21 protein-coding genes and 4 pseudogenes are annotated in these 22,559 nt (G+C 40.7%); 13 read left to right on the plus strand and 12 right to left on the minus strand.

The window, feature by feature from the left end; all coding sequences use genetic code 11:
* Positions 1-63: 63 nt before the first annotated feature.
* Positions 64-483 (minus strand): MarR family winged helix-turn-helix transcriptional regulator, encoded by a 420-nt coding sequence (locus tag MFLO_RS00090; RefSeq protein WP_241433476.1) that lies wholly within the window; start codon positions 481-483, stop codon positions 64-66.
* Between the two features lie 84 nt (positions 484-567).
* Positions 568-2,710: pseudogene (locus MFLO_RS00095) on the minus strand (transglycosylase domain-containing protein).
* A 232-nt stretch (positions 2,711-2,942) separates the two neighbouring features.
* Between MFLO_RS00095 and MFLO_RS00100 the strand changes: the two are divergent.
* The 4 genes and pseudogenes from MFLO_RS00100 to MFLO_RS00115 all read left to right on the plus strand — a co-directional run.
* Positions 2,943-3,347: pseudogene (locus MFLO_RS00100) on the plus strand (low molecular weight phosphatase family protein); the annotation flags it as partial.
* Positions 3,348-3,421: 74 nt separating this feature from the next.
* The gene (locus MFLO_RS00105) at positions 3,422-4,294 is read left to right on the plus strand and encodes a cation diffusion facilitator family transporter (protein ID WP_036095435.1); all 873 of its coding nucleotides are present in this window, start codon (positions 3,422-3,424) and stop codon (positions 4,292-4,294) included.
* A gap of 243 nt (positions 4,295-4,537) precedes the next feature.
* The gene (locus MFLO_RS00110) at positions 4,538-5,863 is read left to right on the plus strand and encodes a hemolysin family protein (protein WP_036095437.1); all 1,326 of its coding nucleotides are present in this window, start codon (positions 4,538-4,540) and stop codon (positions 5,861-5,863) included.
* A gap of 61 nt (positions 5,864-5,924) precedes the next feature.
* Positions 5,925-6,785, plus strand: a complete 861-nt coding sequence (locus tag MFLO_RS00115; protein ID WP_036095439.1) for an RluA family pseudouridine synthase — start codon at positions 5,925-5,927, stop codon at positions 6,783-6,785.
* A gap of 74 nt (positions 6,786-6,859) precedes the next feature.
* Here the strand turns inward: MFLO_RS00115 and MFLO_RS00120 are convergent, their stop codons facing one another.
* The 4 genes from MFLO_RS00120 to MFLO_RS00140 form a co-directional block, all read right to left on the minus strand.
* The gene (locus tag MFLO_RS00120; RefSeq protein WP_036095441.1) at positions 6,860-7,240 is read right to left on the minus strand and encodes a hypothetical protein; all 381 of its coding nucleotides are present in this window, start codon (positions 7,238-7,240) and stop codon (positions 6,860-6,862) included.
* Positions 7,241-7,255: 15 nt separating this feature from the next.
* Entirely contained in the window at positions 7,256-8,002 is a 747-nt protein-coding gene (locus tag MFLO_RS00125; protein WP_149022922.1) for a hypothetical protein, read from the minus strand.
* Positions 8,003-8,330: 328 nt separating this feature from the next.
* Positions 8,331-8,990: a DNA alkylation repair protein gene (locus MFLO_RS00135; RefSeq protein WP_036095968.1), complete on the minus strand. Its 660-nt coding sequence runs from the start codon at positions 8,988-8,990 to the stop codon at positions 8,331-8,333.
* On the minus strand, positions 8,983-9,873 hold the full coding sequence (locus MFLO_RS00140; protein ID WP_036095447.1) for an aldo/keto reductase: 891 nt from the start codon (positions 9,871-9,873) through the stop codon (positions 8,983-8,985). Before MFLO_RS00140 ends, MFLO_RS00135 begins: the two co-directional genes overlap by 8 nt.
* A 361-nt stretch (positions 9,874-10,234) precedes the next feature.
* Between MFLO_RS00140 and MFLO_RS00145 the strand changes: the two are divergent.
* The 6 genes and pseudogenes from MFLO_RS00145 to MFLO_RS00170 all read left to right on the plus strand — a co-directional run bounded on the left by MFLO_RS00145 (position 10,235) and on the right by MFLO_RS00170 (position 16,037).
* Positions 10,235-10,856 (plus strand): annotated as a pseudogene (locus MFLO_RS00145) (DUF47 domain-containing protein).
* 11 nt (positions 10,857-10,867) lie between these two features.
* A complete protein-coding gene (locus tag MFLO_RS00150; protein ID WP_036095449.1) occupies positions 10,868-11,866 on the plus strand; it encodes an inorganic phosphate transporter in 999 nt (332 codons plus the stop codon).
* A 116-nt stretch (positions 11,867-11,982) separates the two neighbouring features.
* Complete coding sequence (locus MFLO_RS00155; RefSeq protein WP_036095450.1) at positions 11,983-12,477, plus strand: hypothetical protein; 495 nt, start codon at positions 11,983-11,985, stop codon at positions 12,475-12,477.
* Between the two features lie 154 nt (positions 12,478-12,631).
* Positions 12,632-14,098, plus strand: a complete 1,467-nt coding sequence (locus MFLO_RS00160) for an ABC transporter substrate-binding protein/permease (RefSeq protein WP_036095452.1) — start codon at positions 12,632-12,634, stop codon at positions 14,096-14,098.
* On the plus strand, positions 14,091-14,816 hold the full coding sequence (locus tag MFLO_RS00165; protein ID WP_036095455.1) for an amino acid ABC transporter ATP-binding protein: 726 nt from the start codon (positions 14,091-14,093) through the stop codon (positions 14,814-14,816). Before MFLO_RS00160 ends, MFLO_RS00165 begins: the two co-directional genes overlap by 8 nt.
* 69 nt (positions 14,817-14,885) lie before the next feature.
* Positions 14,886-16,037: a pyridoxal phosphate-dependent aminotransferase gene (locus MFLO_RS00170; RefSeq protein ID WP_036095458.1), complete on the plus strand. Its 1,152-nt coding sequence runs from the start codon at positions 14,886-14,888 to the stop codon at positions 16,035-16,037.
* 56 nt (positions 16,038-16,093) lie between these two features.
* Here MFLO_RS00170 and MFLO_RS00175 read toward each other — a convergent pair whose 3' ends face one another.
* Positions 16,094-16,738 (minus strand): HAD family hydrolase, encoded by a 645-nt coding sequence (locus MFLO_RS00175; protein ID WP_036095460.1) that lies wholly within the window; start codon positions 16,736-16,738, stop codon positions 16,094-16,096.
* 169 nt (positions 16,739-16,907) lie between these two features.
* Here MFLO_RS00175 and MFLO_RS00180 point away from each other — a divergent pair, with 169 nt between their 5' ends.
* Together MFLO_RS00180 and MFLO_RS00185 are read left to right on the plus strand one after the other, a co-directional pair.
* Complete coding sequence (locus MFLO_RS00180) at positions 16,908-18,200, plus strand: NCS2 family permease (protein ID WP_036095462.1); 1,293 nt, start codon at positions 16,908-16,910, stop codon at positions 18,198-18,200.
* A gap of 124 nt (positions 18,201-18,324) precedes the next feature.
* On the plus strand, positions 18,325-18,591 hold the full coding sequence (locus MFLO_RS00185) for a hypothetical protein (protein ID WP_036095465.1): 267 nt from the start codon (positions 18,325-18,327) through the stop codon (positions 18,589-18,591).
* Between the two features lie 61 nt (positions 18,592-18,652).
* On the opposite strand, the gene MFLO_RS00190 is transcribed toward MFLO_RS00185, so the two are convergent.
* From MFLO_RS00190 to yjfP, 4 genes are all read right to left on the minus strand, one after another.
* Positions 18,653-19,168 carry a type 1 glutamine amidotransferase domain-containing protein gene (locus tag MFLO_RS00190; RefSeq protein WP_036095466.1) on the minus strand — a complete coding sequence of 172 codons (516 nt, stop codon included), beginning with the start codon at positions 19,166-19,168 and terminating at the stop codon, positions 18,653-18,655.
* A gap of 501 nt (positions 19,169-19,669) precedes the next feature.
* The gene (locus MFLO_RS00195; protein ID WP_036095468.1) at positions 19,670-19,861 is read right to left on the minus strand and encodes a hypothetical protein; all 192 of its coding nucleotides are present in this window, start codon (positions 19,859-19,861) and stop codon (positions 19,670-19,672) included.
* Between the two features lie 155 nt (positions 19,862-20,016).
* Complete coding sequence (locus MFLO_RS00200) at positions 20,017-20,325, minus strand: metal-sulfur cluster assembly factor (protein ID WP_036095469.1); 309 nt, start codon at positions 20,323-20,325, stop codon at positions 20,017-20,019.
* A gap of 60 nt (positions 20,326-20,385) precedes the next feature.
* A complete protein-coding gene (yjfP, locus tag MFLO_RS00205) occupies positions 20,386-21,153 on the minus strand; it encodes an esterase (protein WP_036095470.1) in 768 nt (255 codons plus the stop codon).
* Positions 21,154-21,309: 156 nt separating this feature from the next.
* Here yjfP and MFLO_RS00210 point away from each other — a divergent pair.
* Positions 21,310-22,117, plus strand: a pseudogene (locus tag MFLO_RS00210) (Cof-type HAD-IIB family hydrolase).
* 43 nt (positions 22,118-22,160) lie between these two features.
* On the opposite strand, the gene MFLO_RS00215 reads toward MFLO_RS00210, so the two are convergent.
* Positions 22,161-22,520 (minus strand): YisL family protein, encoded by a 360-nt coding sequence (locus MFLO_RS00215; protein ID WP_036095471.1) that lies wholly within the window; start codon positions 22,518-22,520, stop codon positions 22,161-22,163.
* Positions 22,521-22,559 lie beyond the last annotated feature (39 nt).

Genomic DNA, 22,559 nt, shown 5'->3' on the forward strand with positions numbered 1-22,559 from the left:
GATTTCCCCCTCAAAATTTAATCTGTTATATATATTGTATAACAGAAAAAATGAACGGTCAACTCAATAAATAGCATCATTCAATTTCTTTAATAGTTTAAAAAGCTGTTTTTGCTCGGCTTCAGAAAGTATTTCAGTAATTTCTTCATCTGGTTTCGGTAAAAACAAGTTAATATCTTCCACAATTCGTTTGCCCTCCACTGTTAAAAACAAACGCTTCTCACGCGCATCACGACTACCTGTTTTCCGATAAAGCAACCCGCGCTTTTCGAGGCCTTGAATCATACTCGTAATACTGGCACCGCGTGTACCAAGAATCGGCTGCAGTTCTTTTTGAATCATTCCTTTGTTATCCATATAGTAAAGTGCATGAAGCAAGCGTGCTTGCTGTCCGTTCAATTGATACTGACCCACATACGCATCCATTTGTCTTCTGAATTTAATCGAAACACTGCGAATCAGCTTCTCTATAGAAGGTTCCAAGTATTTCCCTCCTTTATATCGAATTCTAAGTAAATTATAACATAAAAATAAGGCGAGGAATTCTCGTTTCCCCGCCTTACTTTCTTAGAAGGAACCAAACCAACCGCTGACTCCATCCTTAACTTTCCCGCCAAACTCCACTACTTTATCCGCACCTTTTTTAATGGTGTCGCCAGCTTCATCGGCCTTTTCTTTCACTGAATTCCAAAACCCTTCTTGTTCCTCTTGCTGTTTCTTTTCTTCAGCTTTTTTCGCTGCTGTTTCTTGAGCAGCACTTTGCGTATCAAAGTCTTCTGGTTGTAAATAACGAAGCCCACTCTTCATCACATAGTGAGCAAGATTTGCAACCCCTTCCGAACTTGTCGTTGTTAAATAATGACTTTCATCCGTTTTGTCATAGCCAATCCAAACGGCTCCGACAAGATTTGGGGTGTATCCAATAAACCACTGATCCTTTGTTCCATTTTTATCATCAAAAGGCACTTGTGTCGACCCAGTCTTACCCGCCATTTCATAACCCGCAACCGCTGCATTTTGACCTGTTCCGGTATTGACTACATCAAGTAGCATTGAAGTCATATCATCTGAAACTGATTCAGAAATAATTTTTTTTCGTTTCCGGCTCATGTTCATAAACGACATTGCCGGATGGGTCCACAATTTTGCTAACAACATAACCCTCAGTCGGTTTGACACCTTTATTCGCAAACGTTGCATATGCAGCCGCCATTTCAACAGGAGAAGCTCCTTTTTTGAGGCCGCCCAGCGCAATTCCAAGTGTATTATCGCCATCTTCAAGCGGAATGCCAAAATTCTCAATCGACTTCATTCCTTTTTTTATGCCAATTTGATCGAGCAGCCATACAGCCGGCGCATTGATCGAATTCGCAACAGCCTGATACATTGGCACTTCACCTTGATAAGTTCCGCTAACATTGGTTGGCGTATAGTTCCCCTTATACGTCGTTTTTTCATCTTTCAACATTGAGTCGACCTTCCAACCAGCTTCAAGTGCTGGTACATAAACCGCTAGTGGCTTCATCGTCGAACCCGGTTGAGCACGCATCTGCGTTGCACGGTTAAATCCACGGAAGGTATGTTCGCCGCGACCACCAATCAGCGCCCGAATTCCGCCTGTCGCCGGGTCCATTAAAACGGCGCCCGATTGAACGAGTGTGCCGTCACTTGCGGCGCTTGGAAAGAGACTAGAGTCACTATACGTATTCTCGAGCGATGTTTGATAGTTTTGATCCAGTTCGGTATATATTTTATAACCCTTCCGCATGATTTCATCTTGCGAAATATCTGCATCATTAACCGCTTCATTGATGACCGCATCAACATACCATGGATACTTATTCGCAAGCGGATCAGTCGCTTTACTTGAAAGTGCCACTTTTGTCGTGCTGTATTCCTTATACTCTTTTTCCGAGATTTTATTATTTTCCTGCATCGTTTTCAAGACAATATTGCGCCGCTTCGTTGCTTTGTCAAGGTGCTTATATGGATCATAAGCACTCGGAGCTTGAAGTAGCCCAGCAATCATTGCCGCTTCTGGAACGGTGAGATCAGCTGCACTTTTCCCAAAGTATTTTTTAGAAGCATTTTCAACGCCCCATTCCCCGTTACCGAAGTAAGAACGGTTCAAATACATTTCAAGGATTTCGTCTTTGGAATACGTTCGCTCAATTTCACGTGCCATAAATAGTTCCTTTGCCTTACGCGTAAAAGTTTGCTCCTGACTGAGAAGCGCATTTTTGGCCAGTTGCTGTGTAATCGTACTGCCGCCGCCAGTGATTCCGCCGGTTTTTACAAGTCCGAGCGCAGATCGCATAATCCCATTTATATCAAACCCATTATGCTCATAAAATTTGCGGTCTTCAATTGAAACTACCGCATTTTGTAGATTCTTGGAAATCTTGTCAATTTTAACAAATGTAGCGTCCGTTGACGAAAGTTCTCCCGCTTTGTCTCCGTCTTTGTCATAGACAATGGTCGCCGTTTCAAGTCCCTTTTTAAGCGCATCGATATCCGCTGATTTGGCTACGACAGTTAAGTAAATAATAAATCCGAGAATCGCAATTAAAACAAATAAAATCATCCATTTAATAATATGCTTATTCTTCATAAACCGTCTGAGCTTTCGCCAAAAAATACCCAGCCATTTCCAGATAAAGCTGAAAAATTGTTTGATCGATTTTAAAATCTGCTGCTTAAAATTTTCCAAACTTATCTCCTAACTTTCTTTTTAAATTAGCCGCGCAAAAAACAAACAACGGCTATGCTCATTTTACGCTATTTGCCATTTTTTTTTCTACCGCCCTAAGCCTTATTTTTTTAAACCTCTGCTTTCCCAAAAAATAAATGTTTTCATAAAATACTATTCGGGTACACAACAAGTATGAACAACGGATTTCGACAAAACTTGCAATAAAAGACAACTCGGAAAGGATTTAAAAATGCCAAATAAACTGATTTATTTCTTGTCACAATCGCATATTCGCAGTTCCATTGCGGAAGCATGGGCCAAGAAATTGCAGCTCTCAGGCGTAACCTTTATTAGCGGTTCTTGGCTCAAAGCTCGAGAAACCCATTTCGTTTCTGATGCACTCCACGAATTTGCAATCGAACCACCGAATAGTCTATCACATGTTCCCAGTCAAAAACTTTTAGATAAAGCCGATTTGATTGTAACGATTTATGACTCTGCGTATGAGCTTGCGCCCCGTTTCCCGAACTCCTTAGATTATAAAGTGATCTACTGGGATATTAAAGATCCGGAACACGCAAGCGAGCTTGGAACAAAGTGGGCCGTCTATCAAGAAGCCTGTGATCAAATTGCACTAGCCGTCAAACAATTAAAAAAAACATTTTATCGAAGTTTAATTTATACTCTCCGAACCCGTTCGGAGAGATTTTTATCATGGAGGGAAAAACAGTGGAAGGCTATCAAGATATTAAAAAAGGCGAAAGAGCAGCACTTTTAAGTATTATCGCATACCTCTTTCTTGCCGTAATCAAAGTCAGCGTTGGCGTTTTCGGTCATTCCGACGCACTGTTTGCTGACGGACTTAACAACACAACCGATGTCATCGCTTCTGTTGCCCTTTTAATCGGTCTTCGGATTGCACGCATTCCTCCTGACGCCGATCACGCATATGGCCACAGAAGAACCGAGACAATCAGCTCACTCGTTGCTTCCTTTATCATGCTTCTCGTCAGTCTCGAAGTTTCCTATAATTCCATTCTTAATTTGATTCATGGCGATTTTGCTGCGCCAAGTCTCCTATCTGCCGTCGTTGCTTTGTTTTCCGGATTCTTTATGTTCGGGATTTATTTTTATAACATTCGTCTTGCGAAAAAAATCGACAGTCAAGCAGTCAGAGCCGCCGCGCTTGATAACCGCTCCGATGCTTATGTAAGCTTTGGGGCTTTTATCGGAATTGTTGGTGCTATGGTTGGTCTTCCTTGGCTTGATGCCGTTACTGCTCTTCTTGTTGGTATTTTAATCGGATATACAGCCATTAAAATCTTCTTTGATGCAGCTCACAGTTTAACAGACGGCTTCGACGTTTCAAAGCTCGATATCATCCATGAACTCGTCCGTGAAGTGCCTGACGTCAAGGAAGTGAAAGATATTAAGGCAAGATTTAATGGCAACCGTATTTGGATTGATTTGACGATTAGTGTCGACGCGAGCCTAAATGTCGTCCGCAGTCATGAAATTACCGAACAAATTGAGCAAGCGATACGCACTAAATTCCCAACTGCCTATACCCTTGTGCATATTGAGCCTTTTTTTGAAAAATAAAATTTAATTGTTTTCTGCTTCAAAGTCCATTATAATTTAGATAAGTTTAACTAATTTGTAAGGGGGGATTTTCTGATGGGGCTGAGCAACTAAAAATAAAATTCGACATCGCACAATATAGCAGACACGCTCGCATTAGGAAGATTCTCTTCTCAAAAAAACGGGTCTGCTCCTAGTCATTATTAATACAAAAACTTAGGAGGTGGCAGCCATTTATGGAATTCTTCTGTAAATGGCCTACGATTGATACTTACCATTAAATTTTTAATCATCGCGCTTCTCATCGGCGTTTCAGCATTTTTCGTTGCAACTGAATTTGCAATCGTGAAGATGCGCCCGAGCAGGCTCGATCAACTGATCTCTGAAGGAAATAAACGTGCAAATCTTGCTCGTTATATTTATAACCATCTGAATGCTTACCTATCAGCATGTCAGCTTGGTATCACCATCAGTTCCCTCGGTTTAGGTTGGCTTGGGGAATCGACGGTTGAAGCAGCTCTTCATCCATTGTTCGATTTGATGAATATTCCAAGTTCTGCGGTCACTATTTTATCATTTGCAATTGCCTTTATTTTGATCACATTTCTCCATGTTGTTGTCGGAGAACTTGTACCAAAAACACTTGCGATAGATAAAACTGAAGCCGTTGCCCTTGCCGTTGCAAGACCGCTTCATTATTTCTACAAGGTGATGTTCCCGTTCATTTGGCTATTAAACGAATCATCTGTTGTTATTTCAAAGCTGTTCGGTTTAGAGCCTGCGAACGAACATGAAGTTGCGCATACTGAAGAAGAGCTCCGTATCATTGTTGGCGAAAGCTACAAGAGCGGTGAAATCAATCAATCGGAATTCCGTTATGTGAATAAGATTTTCGATTTCGACGAGCGGATGGCAAAAGAAGTCATGATTCCGCGGACAGAAATCGTTACCATTGATGCCGGTTCAAGCATTGCTGAACTGTCTGATTTAATGAAAACAGAGCGTTACACACGTTATCCTGTAATAGATGGCGACAAAGACCATATTATCGGCGTCTTAAATTTAAAAGAAATTTTATCGGCATATGTTGAACATGGTTCGGATAAAAACTTCGGTATTGATCCATACGTCAAACCAATTATTCGTGTGATTGAAACCATTCCGATTAAAGAATTACTGTTCCGGATGCAAAAAGAGCGTTCGCACATTGCCATTTTGCTAGATGAGTACGGCGGAACATCTGGGCTTGTCACAGTTGAAGATATTATCGAAGAAATTGTCGGCGATATCCGTGATGAATTTGATGCAGACGAAATCCCCGAAATCAGGAGAATTAAAGATGGGCATTACATTGTTGATGCGAAACTTTTAATTGACGAAGTCAATAACATTCTTGGGACAGATATTGAGGAAGAAGAAGTCGACACAATCGGCGGCTGGTTCCTGACACAAAATTACGAGGTTGAAGTTGGCGATGAAATTGAATATGATGGTTACATTTTCCGTGTAAAAGAAGCCGAACCACATCACATTGAATATCTCGAAATCATCAAACAGCAAAAACCGGCAGAAACGTCCGAAGAAGAATAGAAACTGATCAGGCTGGAGCTTTCAAGATGCTTCAGCCTTTTCTTAAGCAAGGAGCAAAACAATGCTTACAATCGAAATTTTACCGGCGTGGCAGCATCTGACTTTGACAGAACTATTTCGCGATACCTTTCACTTAGGAAAGAAGCGGCGCCATGAACTCAAGATGTCAGAAGAGCTCACACTTGACGGCAAATCACAGCCGAACTGGGATGAAAAACTGTCAGCCGGAATGCGCTTAGAAGTCCCATTTCAAGATGAAAACATCGCTTTGGCTGAAAAAGGACCGCTTGATATCGTCTACGAAGACGCTTTTATTTTGGTCTTGAACAAATCTGCCGGCGTAAAAACCCATCCAAATAAGCCGAACGAGACAGGTACGCTCGCAAATTCCGCAGCATTTTACCTAAAAAACGACCCAAACTCATCGCCATATGCCGTTCACCGGCTCGACCAAGAAACATCTGGCCTTGTCCTTTTCGCCAAAAACCCGCTCAGTCTCGCCGCCTTTTCTTGGTTGCTTGAAAATCGCGATATTCATCGTCGTTACGTTGCGCTCGCAGGAGGTCGCATCAAACAACCGCTTACGATTAACAAGCCCATTGGAACGGACCGACATCATCCAAATAAACAGCGCGTTAGCGAAGGCGGCAAATCGGCCATAACACATGTGACGCCGCTCAAGTGGCATCAAAATGAAAACACGAGCCTTGTCGAGCTAACACTTGAAACTGGTCGCACTCATCAGATTCGCGTTCACCTCTCAAGTATAGGTCATCCAATTGTCGGCGACCGGCTTTACGGCGGAATAAGCCGGGCAAAACGCACATTGCTCCATGCTAAAGAGCTCGAGCTTTTCCATCCGTTTTTTGATAAAAAAATGCACTTTCATGTAGAGCCACCAAAGGATTTTCGGTTGAGCTGAACAAAACTAACCTCCAGAGTAAAGTTGTTAAATTTAACAGCTTTACTCTGGGGGATTCTTTTTCCTTAACTATTCTAGTTTTTTTCGCGAGAGGCTACAAGATAATAGATTCCGCTATACCCCGCTAAAAACGCCGAAATCCAAATTGGTATAACAAATATGAAGACAGCCTCATTAAAACTTACAATGTTAGCAAACATGAGGAGTAAAAAAAGAACTAAAAAAAGCAGACAAGCAAATATACAATATCTTTTCATTTTTTGCCTTTTCATGAAAAAAGTTGCAATAATACTAATGCTTAGAAAAGCCAAATCTAGATACCCTAAGATTTGATTGTCATCAAGTTTAAGCCCATTTCCAACACCAGTTGCAAAAACTAAAGCGAATAGACAGGAGAGCATATAAAATGACATAAAAGTTACCGTCATATAGTATTTAAATCTAGTTTGCTTCACAAATATATCTCCTTTCTAAAATGGGCCATACTTAGCAGGGTTAAAACCGAAATTTATCTCCCCTGGCAAAAAATATGGAGCAATAATAAAACTACTTAACCGCGGAATCACAAGTGGAGTTTCTCCACTTCCATAATATAATGCTTGCCAAACCAGTTTTGAACAATAAGCCCTATTATATCCGCCCTTTAAGCTTGTATATAGACTGTACTCAACATGCCTATTCTTTTTTAAGCCATGATTGGTTGCCCAATATCGCCAATCTGCCCAACCTGCTACATCACTTCTTATTTTCTTACTCGCTTTTATTCTGTATACAGTAGTCCATGCACTTTGGTATTTGTTAAACCAATCTCCTTTTTTCAATTGTCTATTATTATCCATTTTAGAATAACTACCATCTTTATATCCCGGCATATCTAATATCCAATTATCGGTAGTAGCAATTGCTGCATGACCAATAAAAGGTGCCCATGGTTCTCTAACACCGCTTACAACAACGAAATCACCTTTTTGAATTGTATTTACAAATCTTCTTCTGTTATCTGCAGTTGTTCTTCCTTGTATGACAGGCTCAAATTGCACACGATCAAAATCTGAAGTTACACCAAACCCATTATCTCTTAACCATGTTTCATATGTCATATTTTCGTTCACTAAATGATCCTTTTTCACTTGAACATAATTTGGCCATAAAAAGGTTTTCTCTAATTCTATCCATGAAGAAAAAGGATAGCTTTTTTTCGAAAAAAAACTTACCATCAATAGCTTTTTGATAGATGTCTTTTATCTTAATATTCTCTCTTTTGTAGTTATCACTCTGCTTTACCTGAGCACTTCCATAGGCAACAGCTAAATTCATTTGACTAACTATAATAAAAGTTACACACAGCAAAAAAAACTACACACGATTTATGCACGTTGTTATTCATGAGGTTTTATTCTCCTAACGAGTTTTCATATACTCTCTAATTATATATATCTATTCACCAGTATAAATCGGCCGAATCATACTAAATCAAGTATATTTAACAGAAATCAGAATAACAAGTTACAAAAACGTAAGTTTGTATCAATTTTATAAACAATCTCAAAACAATTCATTCAGATGCTTCAACGCTTCACGCTTGCTGAGCGGCGCAAGCTCCTGCTGTTCAACAAACGCGCGTACCGCCTCCGGATCGACTTTCGCATACTGACGCAACCCCCAACCGATCGCTTTTTGGATAAAAAACTCGTCAGAACCAGCTAAACGCGCGCAGTTAGCAAACAACAAATTTGCATCGGTCTTCTCCTTATACGACAGCTGAAAAATAAGTGTCGTTCGGTTCAGCCAGATGTTATCGCTCTCGAGCCACTTGGCATTATAGACTTCAATCAATTCCGGATATTTTTGAAAGTGCTTGCCGACCGCCGAAGAAGCAAGCGAATCAACCGTATCCCACCATGACTTCATCGTGATCAGTTTCTCGTATACCAAAATAGCATCCGCGTCTTGCTTTTTCGCAAAGCGCCCAAGCAAATCATTCGCCAAGTATTGAAATTCTCGCTCGGGTTCCTGATAAAGTTCTACAGCCAACGTAAGTCCGAAATCATCTAGTTCGGCTTGTTCTAAAAATGTCTTCAAAATTTGTTTGCGCTCAGGCGCTCGAATGCCTAAAAATGAAAACTGGTTGCGCATGTAAGCTTCCATCTTAGCTGCTCCTGCTTCATCGCGTTTCGCATAACAAATTTCCTTCAGCTCAGCTATGTCCATCTCGGCTCGCCTCCAACATTTCTCGTTCGCGCTCAATACTTTCAAGAAAATAAGCAAGGTCATCCGGATCTGGTCCTACATATTGGCCTGTTTCAAGCTTATTCAGTTTGCGCATATCTTCTGTGTCCAGCTCAAAATAAGCCAAATTCGCATTTTCTTTAATACGCGTTGAAGTAATGGACTTCGGAATAATAATTGTATTGCGATTAAGATGCCATTGCAGGACTACTTGATCAACCTGAGCTCCGTGTCGCTTCGCAATGTCCTGCACAACAGGGTTCTGCATCAAAGTCCCTTTCGCAAGCGGCGACCATGCGGCGTGCGCAATCCCTTCCTTTTTTAGAAACGCTCGAAGTTCATTTTGGGGTAAGAGTGGGTGTGTTTCCACTTGATTCAAAACCGGCTTTTCATTGGCAACAGCTAGCAAGTCTTTTAAATGATGCTCTTTAAAGTTTGCAACGCCAATCGCTTTTACAGATCCTTCATTATATAGTCGTTCCATTGCACGCCATGAATCGCGATATTTTCCAGCAAGCGGCCAGTGAATCAAATACATATCTAAATCTGTTAAATTCAAGTTTTTAAGTGTTCTTTCAAAGGCAAATAGCGTTTCATCATAACCCTGATCACCATTCCAAAGCTTGGAGCTGATAAAAAGTTCATTGCGCGAAACACCGCCTTCGCGAATTGCAAGACCAACTTGTTCTTCATTATTATAGACCGCCGCCGTATCAAATAAGCGGTACCCAGCATTAATTGCTTCTGAAACCGCCTTTGTAATGTAACGCTGTTCGCTCATTTGGAATACACCAAGACCAATATAAGGTATTTCTACTCCATTACCGAGCTTGAGTTTATCCTGTAAAGTTTTCACCATCTGAAAGCCCTCCTTAGAGACCGCTCTTCAGCAAATTTGAGTTAATAAATCTAGTATAACCAATTTCAACTTTTCTTCCTAATAAAAAGTCAATTTCTATGCGAAAAAAAAGCGAAAAATGATTTTTGTTTAAGCAAGTAAGATGAAAGCGTTTACGATGATAAATTACGCTGATTTCTCAAAAAAAATGTTTCCTATTTGCTACCTCGATATGTTAGTATTATCTTGTGGTAAATTTCAAGTTGATTATTTTTATTTTTTTTGTAAGCATATTGTTAAGAAAACGGCCTCTTGCTTTTACTAAATCGGAGGTTTGCACTCGCAAAATTACTTACTTAAAAGATCGGGGGAATTTTAGAAAATGGCTTTTAAAAATAAGAAAGACCGTTTCGCTTCTTTGCTGCATGATATCGCTGTTAACCTACACGAAGGTGCGAACTTTTTTTGCATCATACAGCATTAGCTCGCTTGACGATCTTCACACTTTCTCAGACAAAATGAAAGAGTATGAAACAACTGGCGACACGATGGTGCACAAAATGATCATGGAGTTGAATGATGCGTTTATCACGCCAATCGAACGGGAGGATATGCTTGAGCTTACAAACCGTTTGGATGACGTGATGGATGGTCTTGAACAAACTGCTTTCTCTCTTGAAATCTGTCAGATTACACACTATGACGAATACATGCTTAAATTCATCAAAGCGATTCAAGAAAGTACAGTCGAAATCGAAAAAGCAGTCGATCTTGTTTTCGATAAAAAGTTAAAAGATGTTCGTAAGTTAGCCATCAAGATCAAAGACTATGAATCTCAATGTGATGAAGTTTACCGCGAATCACTCATCCGCCTTTTCCAAGAAGAAACGGATGCCATTAAAATTATACGTAAGAAACAAGTTTATGAAGACCTAGAAGAAATCGCTGACAACTGCCAAAGTGTAGCAAATACACTTGAATCAATTGTCATGAAAAACGCCTAAGGAGCTGACCAATGGAAGAATTATTTCTCATTACAGTGGTCATTGTCCTTGCCGCTCTTGCCTTCGACCTTATTAACGGGTTCCATGATACGGCAAATGCGATTGCAACCAGTGTTTCCACAAAAGCTCTGAAACCGCGTCACGCGATTATGTTAGCAGCCGTTATGAACTTTGTTGGGGCAATTTCCTTTACTGGGGTTGCAAAGACGATCACAAAAGATATCGTTGATCCGTTCAGCGTTCCGCACGGCGAAATAGTTATTTTAGCAGCACTTCTTGCTGCAATATTTTGGAATTTGCTTACTTGGTATTTTGGTATCCCAAGTAGTTCTTCGCATGCCTTGATCGGTTCGATCGCTGGAGCAGCCATTGCTTCTGCTGGTTTTGCATCAATTGAATACGGCGGTTTCACAAAAATTTTAGTCGGTCTGATCGCATCGCCATTCTTGGCTTTCGCAGTCGGTTACACCATCTATACGTTGTTTAAGATTTTCTTGAAAAACTTAAATCTCTCAACAACAAATCGCAATTTCCGCTTGATTCAAATTGCAACAGCAGCCCTTCAGTCCTATACACACGGGACAAATGATGCACAAAAATCAATGGGGATCATTACGATGGCTTTAATTGCGAATGGCTTCCAGCATACAGATGACGTTCAGCTTTGGGTACAAGTATCTTGTGCGATTGCAATGGCAGTCGGAACAAGTATCGGTGGTTGGAAAATCATCAAAACTGTCGGCGGAAAAATCATGAAAATTAAACCTGTAAACGGGGTAGCAGCTGATCTTGGTTCTGTAATTGTCATCTTCGGAGCGACATTTATCCACCTTCCAGTCAGCACGACACACGTTATCAGTTCTTCCATCTTAGGTGTTGGAACTGCCCACCGTGTAAAAGGCGTTAAATGGGATACTGCGCAGCGCATGATCATCACTTGGATTATCACACTGCCAATCTCTGCAACAATAGCCGCGCTAACATTCTTTGTATTACGTCTTTTCCTATAATTAAAAAAGAAAGAAATTCCAGTCATAGCCGCTTCTAGGTTATGACTTTTTTTATTTCATGTATGGTTTTTCACTTTGAATTTAGGGAATGTTAAATGATGGAAAGGAGTTTTAAAATGGATTATATACTTGAAAAATCTCCCTCGCAAACTGATTCCCGCTTGTTTGCTATAAAAAATCAAATCGGCGAAAAGGTCGGTCAAATTATCAAGTACAGTTCAAAGATTGCTTTTTCTAAAGAACAAGCTGTCTTTTCTCTCGAAGAAACAGAACGAGCGGTACTCACTCTTGAAATCGGCTGGCCGAATCACGATGGGGCTACCGTTGTTTTTCATGATCGCGAAAACAAAAAAGATTTGGCTTTCTATCAACACCCTTCATCCAAGTATCTGCTTCATATCCTCGCAGATGAATCCGAATTCCCAATTGAAATCATTCAAAAAAAAGCAAACGGAAAAGTCATCATTTATTTCCATAACCAAGAAAGTGCTATCCTAACAGAAGATGATCAGCTCGTTCAATTTCATTTCATTGATGACAATACGAATGTACCTGACAGCTTCTTTTTTCTGAGCTGGTTTATGATTCAAATTTTTCGAGAGTCATATTAGCGTATATTCATTAATATACGCTTTATATTCATCATTAAAAATAAAAGCGTTTTCTTTATAAAAGTTTTTCAAATTCTATTGAATATTTAATCATAATCATGTATTATTATTACATAATATAAACCTAAACATAAATGAAAAAGGAGTTGCGCATATGCTAAAAGCAAAATCACTCAGGAAATTCGCCATCTTTAGTTTGATAGCTCTCTTTATCTTATCGATTTTCATGCCGTTCAGTTCCGCAAAGGCAGCAGAAGATAACTCGCTTCAGGAAATCAAGGATAAAAAGCAGCTCGTAGTCGGCTTGTCGGCGGACTATCCGCCTTATGAATTCCACCAAACAATTAAAGGGAAAGATGAAATTGTCGGTTTCGATATCAGCATCGCTCAAAAAATCGCGGACGACATGGGCGTTAAGCTCGACATTAAAGAAATGGGCTTTGATAGCCTTCTTGGCGCTTTAAAAACAGGGAAAATCGACTTGATTATCTCTGGAATGTCGCCTACACCAGAACGGCTTAAAGAAGTTGACTTTTCCGATCCGTACATGGACGTCATCCAAAAAGTAATTGTCCGCAAAGCAGACAAATCGAAGTTCAAAACAACCAGTGATTTTGATGGAAAAAGTGTAGGTGCGCAAAAACAAACCACGCAAGAAGAACTTGCACAAAAAGAAATGACCGGATCAACCGTTACGTCACTGCAAAAAGTTCCAGACCTAATCCTAAACTTAAAAAACAACAAAATCGACGCAATCGTGCTTGAAGGGCCAGTTGCTGATGCCTATGTCAGCCAAGATGACTCGATTGTTGTTTCCGATGTAAAATTTGTAAACGGTGAAAAACAAACTGCGATTGCTATGCAAAAAGGAGCAACATCGCTTAAAAATCAAGTAAACAAGACGATTACGGAAATTAAGGATGAAAATTTGCTGAAAGGCTACCAAGATGAAGCTAACAAATTGATGTTCCAAAAAGACAGCTTCTTCAATCAATATGGCCATTATTTCCTCACAGGAACACTTTATACCATCATTCTTGCCGCTATCGGCGTGTTCTTTGGAGCTATCCTTGGATCACTTCTAGCGCTGATGAAGCTTTCAAAAACAAGATGGCTACGCTGGCCTGCCTCGTGGTATATCGAATTCGTCCGCGGCACACCGCTTCTAGTCCAAATCTTTATCGTATTTTTCGGTACCCAAGTATTCGGACTTAACCTTTCGGCGTTCGCTTCCGGCTGTATCGCACTGTCACTGAACAGCGCTGCCTACGTTGCTGAAATCATCCGGGCCGGTATCTCTGCTGTAAATAAAGGTCAAATGGAAGCAGCTCGTTCACTAGGTATGACACAAGGAAAAGCAATGCGTTATATCATCTTGCCGCAAGCTGTGAAAAATATTCTTCCGGCACTCGGAAATGAATTTGTTACTGTCATTAAAGAATCTTCAATCGTATCCGTTATCGGTGTCGGTGAACTGATGTTCATGACAGGTGTTGTCCAAGGAGCAAGCTTCAAGCCGTTTGTTCCGCTTATCATTACTTCACTTATTTACTTCGTCCTAACCTTCGGACTTTCAAGACTGTTGGGCGTTGCTGAAAGGAGACTTAAAACTAGTGATTAATGTTGAAAATCTGCATAAATACTATGGAAAAAATGAAGTCTTAAAAGGAATTAACCTTGAAATCGCTACCGGAGAAGTGGTCGTTGTCATCGGCCCTTCTGGAAGCGGGAAAAGTACATTCTTACGCTGCCTTAACCTGCTCGAACAGCCAACTGATGGCAAAGTGATCTTTGAAGATAATAATCTTTTAGCAAAAGGTACCGATATTAATGCCCTGCGTCAGCGGATGGGAATGGTATTCCAAGGATTCAACCTCTTCCCACATAAAACAGTACTCGAAAACCTAACCCTTGCACCAACAAAAGTAAAAGGCGAAAGTACTGCCGAAGCAGAAAAGAATGCCAAAAATCTACTTGAAAAAGTTGGCTTAGCCGAAAAAGCCACAAGTTACCCTTCTAGCCTATCCGGTGGTCAGCAACAGCGTGTTGCAATCGCTCGGGCACTCGCAATGAATCCTGATGTCATGCTGTTTGACGAACCGACTTCTGCACTTGATCCCGAAATGGTCGGCGAAGTGCTCGGCGTTATGAAGGAACTTGCCAAAGAAGGCATGACCATGGTTGTTGTCACACATGAAATGGGCTTTGCCCGCGAAGTGGCTGATCGCGTTGTATTCATGGACAGCGGCGTCATCCAAGAAGAAGGAACACCCGAAGAAGTTTTCGGAAACCCTAAAAACGAACGGACAAAAGATTTTCTTGGAAAAGTTTTGGCCTAATTATGCTACAATAAAAAGAAAAAAAGGAATGCAAATTTGCGTTCCTTTTTTCGTCCAAGGAGGAGAACTATGGATAAGACAAACATCGCAAAAAAGTTTCAAGAAACGCCCGCGAACATCCTGGCAGATATCGGAACCCTAGCTAAAACCACCCCAGATATCCTTGACCTTTCAATCGGCGATCCCGATCTTATTACCGATGAAGCAATCATCCAAGCCGCTTTTAAAGACGTCTTAAACGGCGCAACCAAATACACCGAATCTGGTGGAGAGCTTGAACTCATCAAGTCAATCCAATCCTTCTTCAAGCGCACCTATAACCTTAGTTTTGCCGAAAATCAAATTCGAGCTACAGTCGGTGCGCTGCACGGCATGTATTTAGCGCTTCAAGTTATCCTTGATCCCGGCGACGAAGTCATCATCCACGAACCCTATTTCTCGCCATATAAAGATCAAGTCTTAAATTCCTCCGGTGTCCCAGTCTTTATCCCAACTTATGAAAAAGATGATTTCATGATCCGCATAGAAGTTCTCGAAGCAGCCATCACAGAGCGTACAAAAGCACTTATCTTGAACACGCCAAACAACCCAACCGGCGCCGTATTTTCAAAAGAAACGCTTCAAAAAATCGCTACACTAGCTAAGAAATACGATTTCTATATTTTGGCTGACGAAGTCTATGATGGCTTTAGTTTCTATGAAGCTTTCACGCCAATGGCTTCACTTGCGCCTGATCACACAATCACGTTCGGCAGTATGTCAAAAAACTTTGCCATGACCGGATGGCGACTCGGCTACATGATCGCACCTGCCTACATTAACGAAGCAGCTAAAATCTTAAACGAGGGCATCACCTATTCGGCTCCGACCCCTTCCCAGCGCGCTGCCGTCTATGCTTTAGATCACGCTGAAGAATTAATTCCAAAAGTAGCAAGCGTCTTCAAAGAACGGCTTGAATACGTGGAAAAACGTGTGGCTGCAATTCCTTACCTATCGCTTCACCCAGTCAAAGGCTCGATCTATGCTTTTATTAATATAAGTAAAACCGGTATGGATTCAGTCCGCTTCAGCGAATACCTTTTAAAAGAAACCCAGGTGCTCGTCATTCCAGGACTGGCTTTTGGCGACAGTGGTCATCATTACGTTCGCTTGGCCGCCACACAAAGCCTTGCACTTTTAGAAGAGGCTTTCGACCGGCTTGAAACCCTTTCATTTTCATAAAAAAAGCCCGCTAAACGATTAGCGGGCTTTTTACAAGCTTCTTCTTAATTCTTCATTTAATTAGCAAATACTTTCTCAAGCGGAACGGCATCAAAGTTCGGGTAAACAGGAACACCTTTTGGGAACTGAATTCCGGCCGTCGCTGCATTCGGAACAGCAATCACACTTAAGCCGGCTTTTTGCGCAGCAATCACACCATTAAGTGAATCTTCAACCGCATACGTTTTTTCGGTACGGCTTGCAAGTTCAGCTTTTGCCTGTAAATAAAGAGTGGGGTCGGGTTTGATTTTTTCAACATCATCGGCCGTTTGAATACTTGAAAAATAAGGTAGCAAATCAAATTTTTTTAAAATTGGTTCGACCCAGTCGCGCCCTGAACTTGTTGCAAGCCCAATTTTAAAACCATTTTGAACTGCATAATCAAACACACGCTTAAAACCTTCACGAAGCTCAAGCTGATCAATTCCTGCATAAAGCTGTTCTTCAATATGTGCAGTGAAAGCTTCTTGATCAAATTTTCCGTTTGTTGCTTCGTTTAAATAGTCATGAAGCGGTTCTTCCGTCGTTCCGATAATCTGCTCGTAAATTGAAGCAGGAACCTCAATTCCATAAGTTTCCCTCACATAACTCATCGTTGCTTCATGCCACAAGTTTTCTGTATCGATCATCGTACCGTCAAAATCAAATATAATCGCCTTCAAACCGTATCCTCCTTTTCCGATTGAAATCACTTTTATTATAACATATTTTTTATTTTTCCGGAAAAAGGGCGTAAATCGGGGTTGCTTTTTCCTTTAAAAACGAATATTATAGTATAGTAAATTGCAATTGTTCGTAAATTATATTTTGAAAAGGGAGTGTCGACACTTTATGTTTCGATTAAAAGAAAATGGAACTGATGCTAGAACGGAAGTCATCTCTGGTATTACAACGTTCCTAACGATGGTTTATATTATCGTTGTCAATCCAGCTATTCTTTCCTCTGCAGGAGTACCATTTAACACCGTCTTTATGGCGACCATCATTTCAGCTGTTATCGGGACGCTTTGGATGGCACTATTTGCCAATTATCCAATCGCAATTGCGCCTGGGCTCGGAATGAACGCTTACTTTGTAACTGTTGTTACCACACAAAAACTCGATTACTCTGTGGCTTTCGCAGCTGTTTTTGTCGCTGGTTTAATTTTCTTAGTCTTATCTTTAACACCTTTCCGTGAAAAAATCATTACAGCAATTCCGCATAACTTAAAAGCCGGTATCACAGCTGGTATTGGTTTATTTATTGCTTTCCTTGGTTTCCGAATGACAGGAATTATTGTTAAAAACGATTCTAACCTTGTTGGTCTTGGCGATCTGCATTCACCAGAAGCGTTGCTTGCTATCGTCGGCCTGTTAATTACACTGATTTTCTTGGCACTACGTGTTAAAGGTGCCTTATTTATTGGAATGATCGCAACTGCTATTATTGCATTCTTTACAGGCGAACTGAAGTTTACAGATGGCTTTGTAAAGTTACCGCCAATGCCTGAATTTGTATTTACGAATCCAATTCATGCTTTTTCAGACGTCATATCGCATAGCTTATATGCTGTTATCTTGTCTTTCCTATTAATTACAATTTTCGATACAACTGGAACAATGATCGGCGTTGCTAAGCGCGCTGGGCTTATGAAAGGCGAATCGCTTCCTAATGCGAAACAAGCTTTGATGGCTGATGCAGTTGCTACAACAGTCGGTTCTGTTTTCGGAACAACACCTACAAGTGCGTACATCGAGTCTTCTGCTGGTGTTGCAACAGGTGGACGAACTGGTCTTACAACACTGACCGTGTCAATCCTTTTCGTTATTTCAGCATTTTTTGCACCGCTTGTAGGAGCAATTTCGGGTATTTCTGCAATCACAGCCCCTGCCCTTATTATTGTCGGTAGCATGATGATCGGCGCTGTAAAAGAAATTGATTGGGATACCCTCGACGAAGCATTCCCTGCATTTCTCGTTATTCTTGCAATGCCGCTTACATCAAGTATTGCAATCGGACTTGCATTTGGATTTATTTCTTATCCGATCTTAAAAGTCTTCACTGGTAAATGGCGTGAACTTAACTGGTTCTTGATTGTTATCGCAATCTTGTTCTTCATTCTCGTCGCCTTCTTACCGCACTGATTGAGCAAAAAACAAAAAGAGCCTGTGTATTCCTAAAGAATACACAGGCTCTTTTAGCTAGACAAAGCCATTTTCATTTGCTATAAAGAAAGTAAGCTTATTTTTAGAAAAGGATGTTGTCATTTTGTACGTAAAATCATTACTCGCAGGAATCGGACTTGCAATCCTCGTCTTTCTTGCAAGCTTTATCTTGCCGAATTACACTCTTGCAACCATGTATTCATTCGTAGCAATGCTGCTCGTCTTCACTTCTATCGCTTGTTCTGCCTTTGTTTCATTTGGCGGGCGCGGCAATCGTGAAAGCAGAAGCAAACAACTGCGATGGAGTATCATGCTCTTTCTCGCAGCTGCACCAAACTTCGTCGGCTTTATCTTTAGTTATTATTTATAAACTAAAAAACAGCACTTTTGCCCGAGTAAGTTCACGGTCAAACGTGCTGTTTCTTTTTTATTTAAAATGCAGCAATATAAGCTTTCATATATTCCGGTAAATCTGGCGGACGTCTGCTTGAAATAATATGACCGTCTGTAACAGCTGCCTGATCGTGCCAAATAGCTCCAGCATTGGTCATATCATCTTTAATGCCTGGTGTGCTTGTAACATTAACACCTTTCAAAATTCCTGCTGAAATCAAAACCCAGCCCGCGTGGCAAATTTGTCCAATTGGCTTCTTTTCATCATCAAAATAACGAATGAAATCGAGCACTTCTTTGAAACGACGCAACTTATCCGGCGACCAGCCTCCTGGAACAATAATCCCATCATAATCTTCTTTTTCAATATCTGTAAATGCAAAGTCAGAAGTAACTGGAACTCCGTGTTTGCCATGATAGACTTCATCCTTTTTCTCTCCGACAAGATGAACCACCGCGCCTTCTTCCCGTAAGCGCAAAACGGGGTACGTCAACTCAAGATCTTCAAAGTCATCACTCACAAGAGCAATAATTTTTTTACCTGTTAAAGTCATTTTAACAGCTCCTTTCTAGATAGTTCCAGTATAACAAGAGCGAAACGGGAACAAAAATGATCTGTTTTTAAACAAAAAAAATACGCTGGACAAAATGTCCAGCGTCGCCACCATGTTCATATGTCTATGCATAACGGGATGAGGCATAGACTGAAACTACATGGCAAATGAGATGAATGAAAACAAATAATGGTTCGGTGTCAAAACAGACGATTAACCGAAGTTAATCTATTGGAAGATGGATACACCGAAAGCCATTATAACCATGATAGGGTCTTATCCCCATGAAAACCAAAAGTAATTTTTTAGCTTTCATCGGGATAAAACTCTATATACTTATTGTACTATTCTTCTCAAAAAAATCAAGAGGTTAATTTATGGACATTCTGTGACAATTCTTGAAAATCAACAAGAAAAATAGATTCCTTTTATATCTTAACGGAGAATTCAACTTAAATCGAGTAAAAAGGCTCAATAACGTGAAAAAAACAGCAAACTTTTTTAATCAAAGATCGTCATAAACATCCCTGCCAAAATCGCGACGATTGGAATCAGAACCCAAACTTGACCGCCAAGGAGTGAGCCAGATTTTACTGGTCTCTGGCTAAGTTCATGGACTTGCTGTTTCAAGTCTAAAACTTCGAGTTCGAGATCTTGCACTTTATCTTCAAGTTCGTAAAGGCGTTCTTCCATTTCAAGTCCCTCCTAACATTTTTTACCTACTCCTTATTATAACAGTTTCATTTTTTTAAGAATCCTTCCTAGGACCGATTTCTTAAGGCAAGAGTTTCAGCTAGCAAATTTGCAAGCAAAAACCGGGTTTCCTAGCGGAAACCCGGCTATTCTTTTTAACGAATGCCTAAAGCTATTTTTGCATAACGCGACATTCGGTCTTTTGTCCAAGGCGGATTCCAGACAATATCAACGTTTGTATCTTTTACTTCAGGAATATCTGCAAGGGCTGCGTGTACCTGATCCGTGAGTATACCTGCAAGCGGGCATCCCATCGTCGTCAGCGTCATCGTAACTGTGCAAAGCCCATCATCATCTAAATCAACATCATAAACAAGGCCGATATTGACAATATCAATACCGAGTTCAGGGTCAATCACTTGTTCAAGCGCACCCATAATATTTTCTTTTAATTCCTCATCCACGAAGCACGAACCTCCTTTTGGCAGTTAGTAGACATATTGTAACATATCTTTTGCTTTTTTTCACCAGCATCGTTTATAAGCATTTTTTTGAAAAAAATCGGTGGTACGGTTGATACCATCAATGGAAACTTTATGTTTCGCCTGATCATCTACGACAAACTCAACTTGCTCCGCTTGCTCTTCTTCAAGAAGCCGATCATATAATTTCTCGCTATACTTAAACGGAACCACATCATCTTTTTTGCCGTGCCATAACAACAGTGCCCGCCCATTAACTTTTTCGAGCTGTTCGCTTAAATCATACGGTTCAAGTTCTTTGATACGTTTTGCAGTATCGAATGGAAACTCCATCCCATGCGCAGTCGCTTGTTCTACAAGTTCATTTGCAAACTCGCCGTAATAAGCACTTCCCATCAAACTAACCGCCACCTTGACCCAGTCGTAGCGCGCCAAAATTCCGAGCGACGTAATAGCGCCCATCGAAACACCGCCGACACCAATTCGTTCAGCATCCGAAAGCCCTGCTCGAACAAGCTCATCCCGCAGTCCCGCTAGTTCGTCAATGTTCGCTTGGACGGTATCCCAGAAATAAACGGCCTGTTCAGCAGACGTCGTATCCCGTTTTCTTTCCCCGTGAAATTTTGCATCCGGCAAAATTACTCTGAACCCTTGTTCCGCAAGAAAATAGCCGTAGTGCAAGTACAGTTCCTTTTCCGACTGGAAGCCGTGATAAAAGAATACCGTTGGCAATTTTTCTCCGTGTAAATCTTGTCTTACAACATGTAGTGCTGGAATATTTTTGAAATTTTGATTAGTAACTTGAATCACTCTTACAGCCCCATTTCTGTCGATTTAATTAAGTCTTTGTAAAGGTTCTTCCGTTTACAAAGCGGCTTTTACAGTCTATCATAGAGATACATTCATTTTAGCATGAAGAAAAAAAAACGTGCTAATAAATGAATTACTAAATAAAGGAGTCAGTTTATGGACAAAAAATTAATTGTACTAGATCTCGATGGAACGACTTTAAAAAAACGACGAAACCATCTCCTTGCGTACGAAAAATGCTCTGCAAACAGCACGCGATAAAGGTCACGAAGTCATGATTGCAACAGGTAGACCTTACCGCTTAAGTAGCCAATATTATAAAGAACTGGCGCTTCATTCGCCAATTGTTAATTTCAATGGGGCTTTTCTACATCATCCGCTTGACCCTGCCTACCAAGACGGCTACCATCAAGCGATTGACCTATCTATCGTGCACGAACTACTTGATTACACCAATCAATTTCCGCTGTCGAATATTGCAGCTGAAGTTCAAGATAATGTCTTTCTAGCACGAGGCGACGACAGTGTTCCTGCAAACTTCAAAGCGGGTGGCGGAGAAGTTCATATTGGTAATTTGCGCGGTAAAATCAACGCCGATCCAACTTCGCTACTTTTCTTTGGTCAAACCGATCAACTTGATGTGATCAGCAAACATTTTGATGATACCCTTTCTCACATTATTTCTTATCATACATGGGGCGCAAGCTGGCCAGCCGTCGAAGTAGTGAAATATGGTATCCACAAAGCGATCGGTGTTCGCGAAGCTGCAAAATCACTCGGTTTCGATGTAAAAGATATCATTGCATTCGGCGACGAAATGAATGATCTTGAAATGCTTGACTACGCCGGAACAGGTGTAGCAATGGGGAATGCTGTCAGCGCCGCTAAGAATGTAGCAAACACTGTAACAGCTACCAATGAAGAAGATGGCATTGCCGTTTATTTAGAAGAAAATCTACTCTAATAAAAAACCGAAATCCAATAGGATTCCGGTTTTTTGCTGCGCTTTAAAATAAGGGAGATCCGCCTGACAAATAAAGCCCGAGCGAAATTGTGACAACGACAGCTACGATAAAAAGAATGAAAAATAAACCTGTCGGCCGTTTTTTCTTGCGGAAACTAAGCAGCATCTCAATAATACCAATCGTGACAATCCCCATCAAAATTTTAAATATCGCTGCGACAACACTCGTTTCGAGACTGTACTGAATCATCATGATCCCGCTCAAAATCAAAACAAGATAAAAGACACGATCAATCATCGACAAAATTGTAAAGTTTTTTTCTGATTTCGGATAAACAATCCAAGCTGCAACCGTCAAAATAATGATAGCAGCCCATGAAATCGAATGAAGATATTCCCACATAAGCGTTCCCTCTTTCTGTTATCAAATCACTAAATTCAT

The sequence above is a fragment of the Listeria floridensis FSL S10-1187 genome (genome assembly GCF_000525875.1).
Classification (GTDB): Bacteria; Bacillota; Bacilli; order Lactobacillales; family Listeriaceae; genus Listeria; species Listeria floridensis.

Coding starts and splice junctions, on each gene's coding strand:
- MFLO_RS00125 (WP_149022922.1), bottom strand. CDS start 8,002: ATGGTAAGTTTTTTTTCGAAAAAAAGCTATCCTTTTTCTTCATGGATA.
- MFLO_RS00170 (WP_036095458.1), top strand. CDS start 14,886: ATGGATAAGACAAACATCGCAAAAAAGTTTCAAGAAACGCCCGCGAAC.
- MFLO_RS00155 (WP_036095450.1), top strand. CDS start 11,983: ATGGATTATATACTTGAAAAATCTCCCTCGCAAACTGATTCCCGCTTG.
- MFLO_RS00150 (WP_036095449.1), top strand. CDS start 10,868: ATGGAAGAATTATTTCTCATTACAGTGGTCATTGTCCTTGCCGCTCTT.
- MFLO_RS00115 (WP_036095439.1), top strand. CDS start 5,925: ATGCTTACAATCGAAATTTTACCGGCGTGGCAGCATCTGACTTTGACA.
- MFLO_RS00195 (WP_036095468.1), bottom strand. CDS start 19,861: ATGGAAGAACGCCTTTACGAACTTGAAGATAAAGTGCAAGATCTCGAA.
- MFLO_RS00190 (WP_036095466.1), bottom strand. CDS start 19,168: ATGACTTTAACAGGTAAAAAAATTATTGCTCTTGTGAGTGATGACTTT.
- MFLO_RS00140 (WP_036095447.1), bottom strand. CDS start 9,873: ATGGTGAAAACTTTACAGGATAAACTCAAGCTCGGTAATGGAGTAGAA.
- MFLO_RS00180 (WP_036095462.1), top strand. CDS start 16,908: ATGTTTCGATTAAAAGAAAATGGAACTGATGCTAGAACGGAAGTCATC.
- MFLO_RS00160 (WP_036095452.1), top strand. CDS start 12,632: ATGCTAAAAGCAAAATCACTCAGGAAATTCGCCATCTTTAGTTTGATA.
- MFLO_RS00215 (WP_036095471.1), bottom strand. CDS start 22,520: ATGTGGGAATATCTTCATTCGATTTCATGGGCTGCTATCATTATTTTG.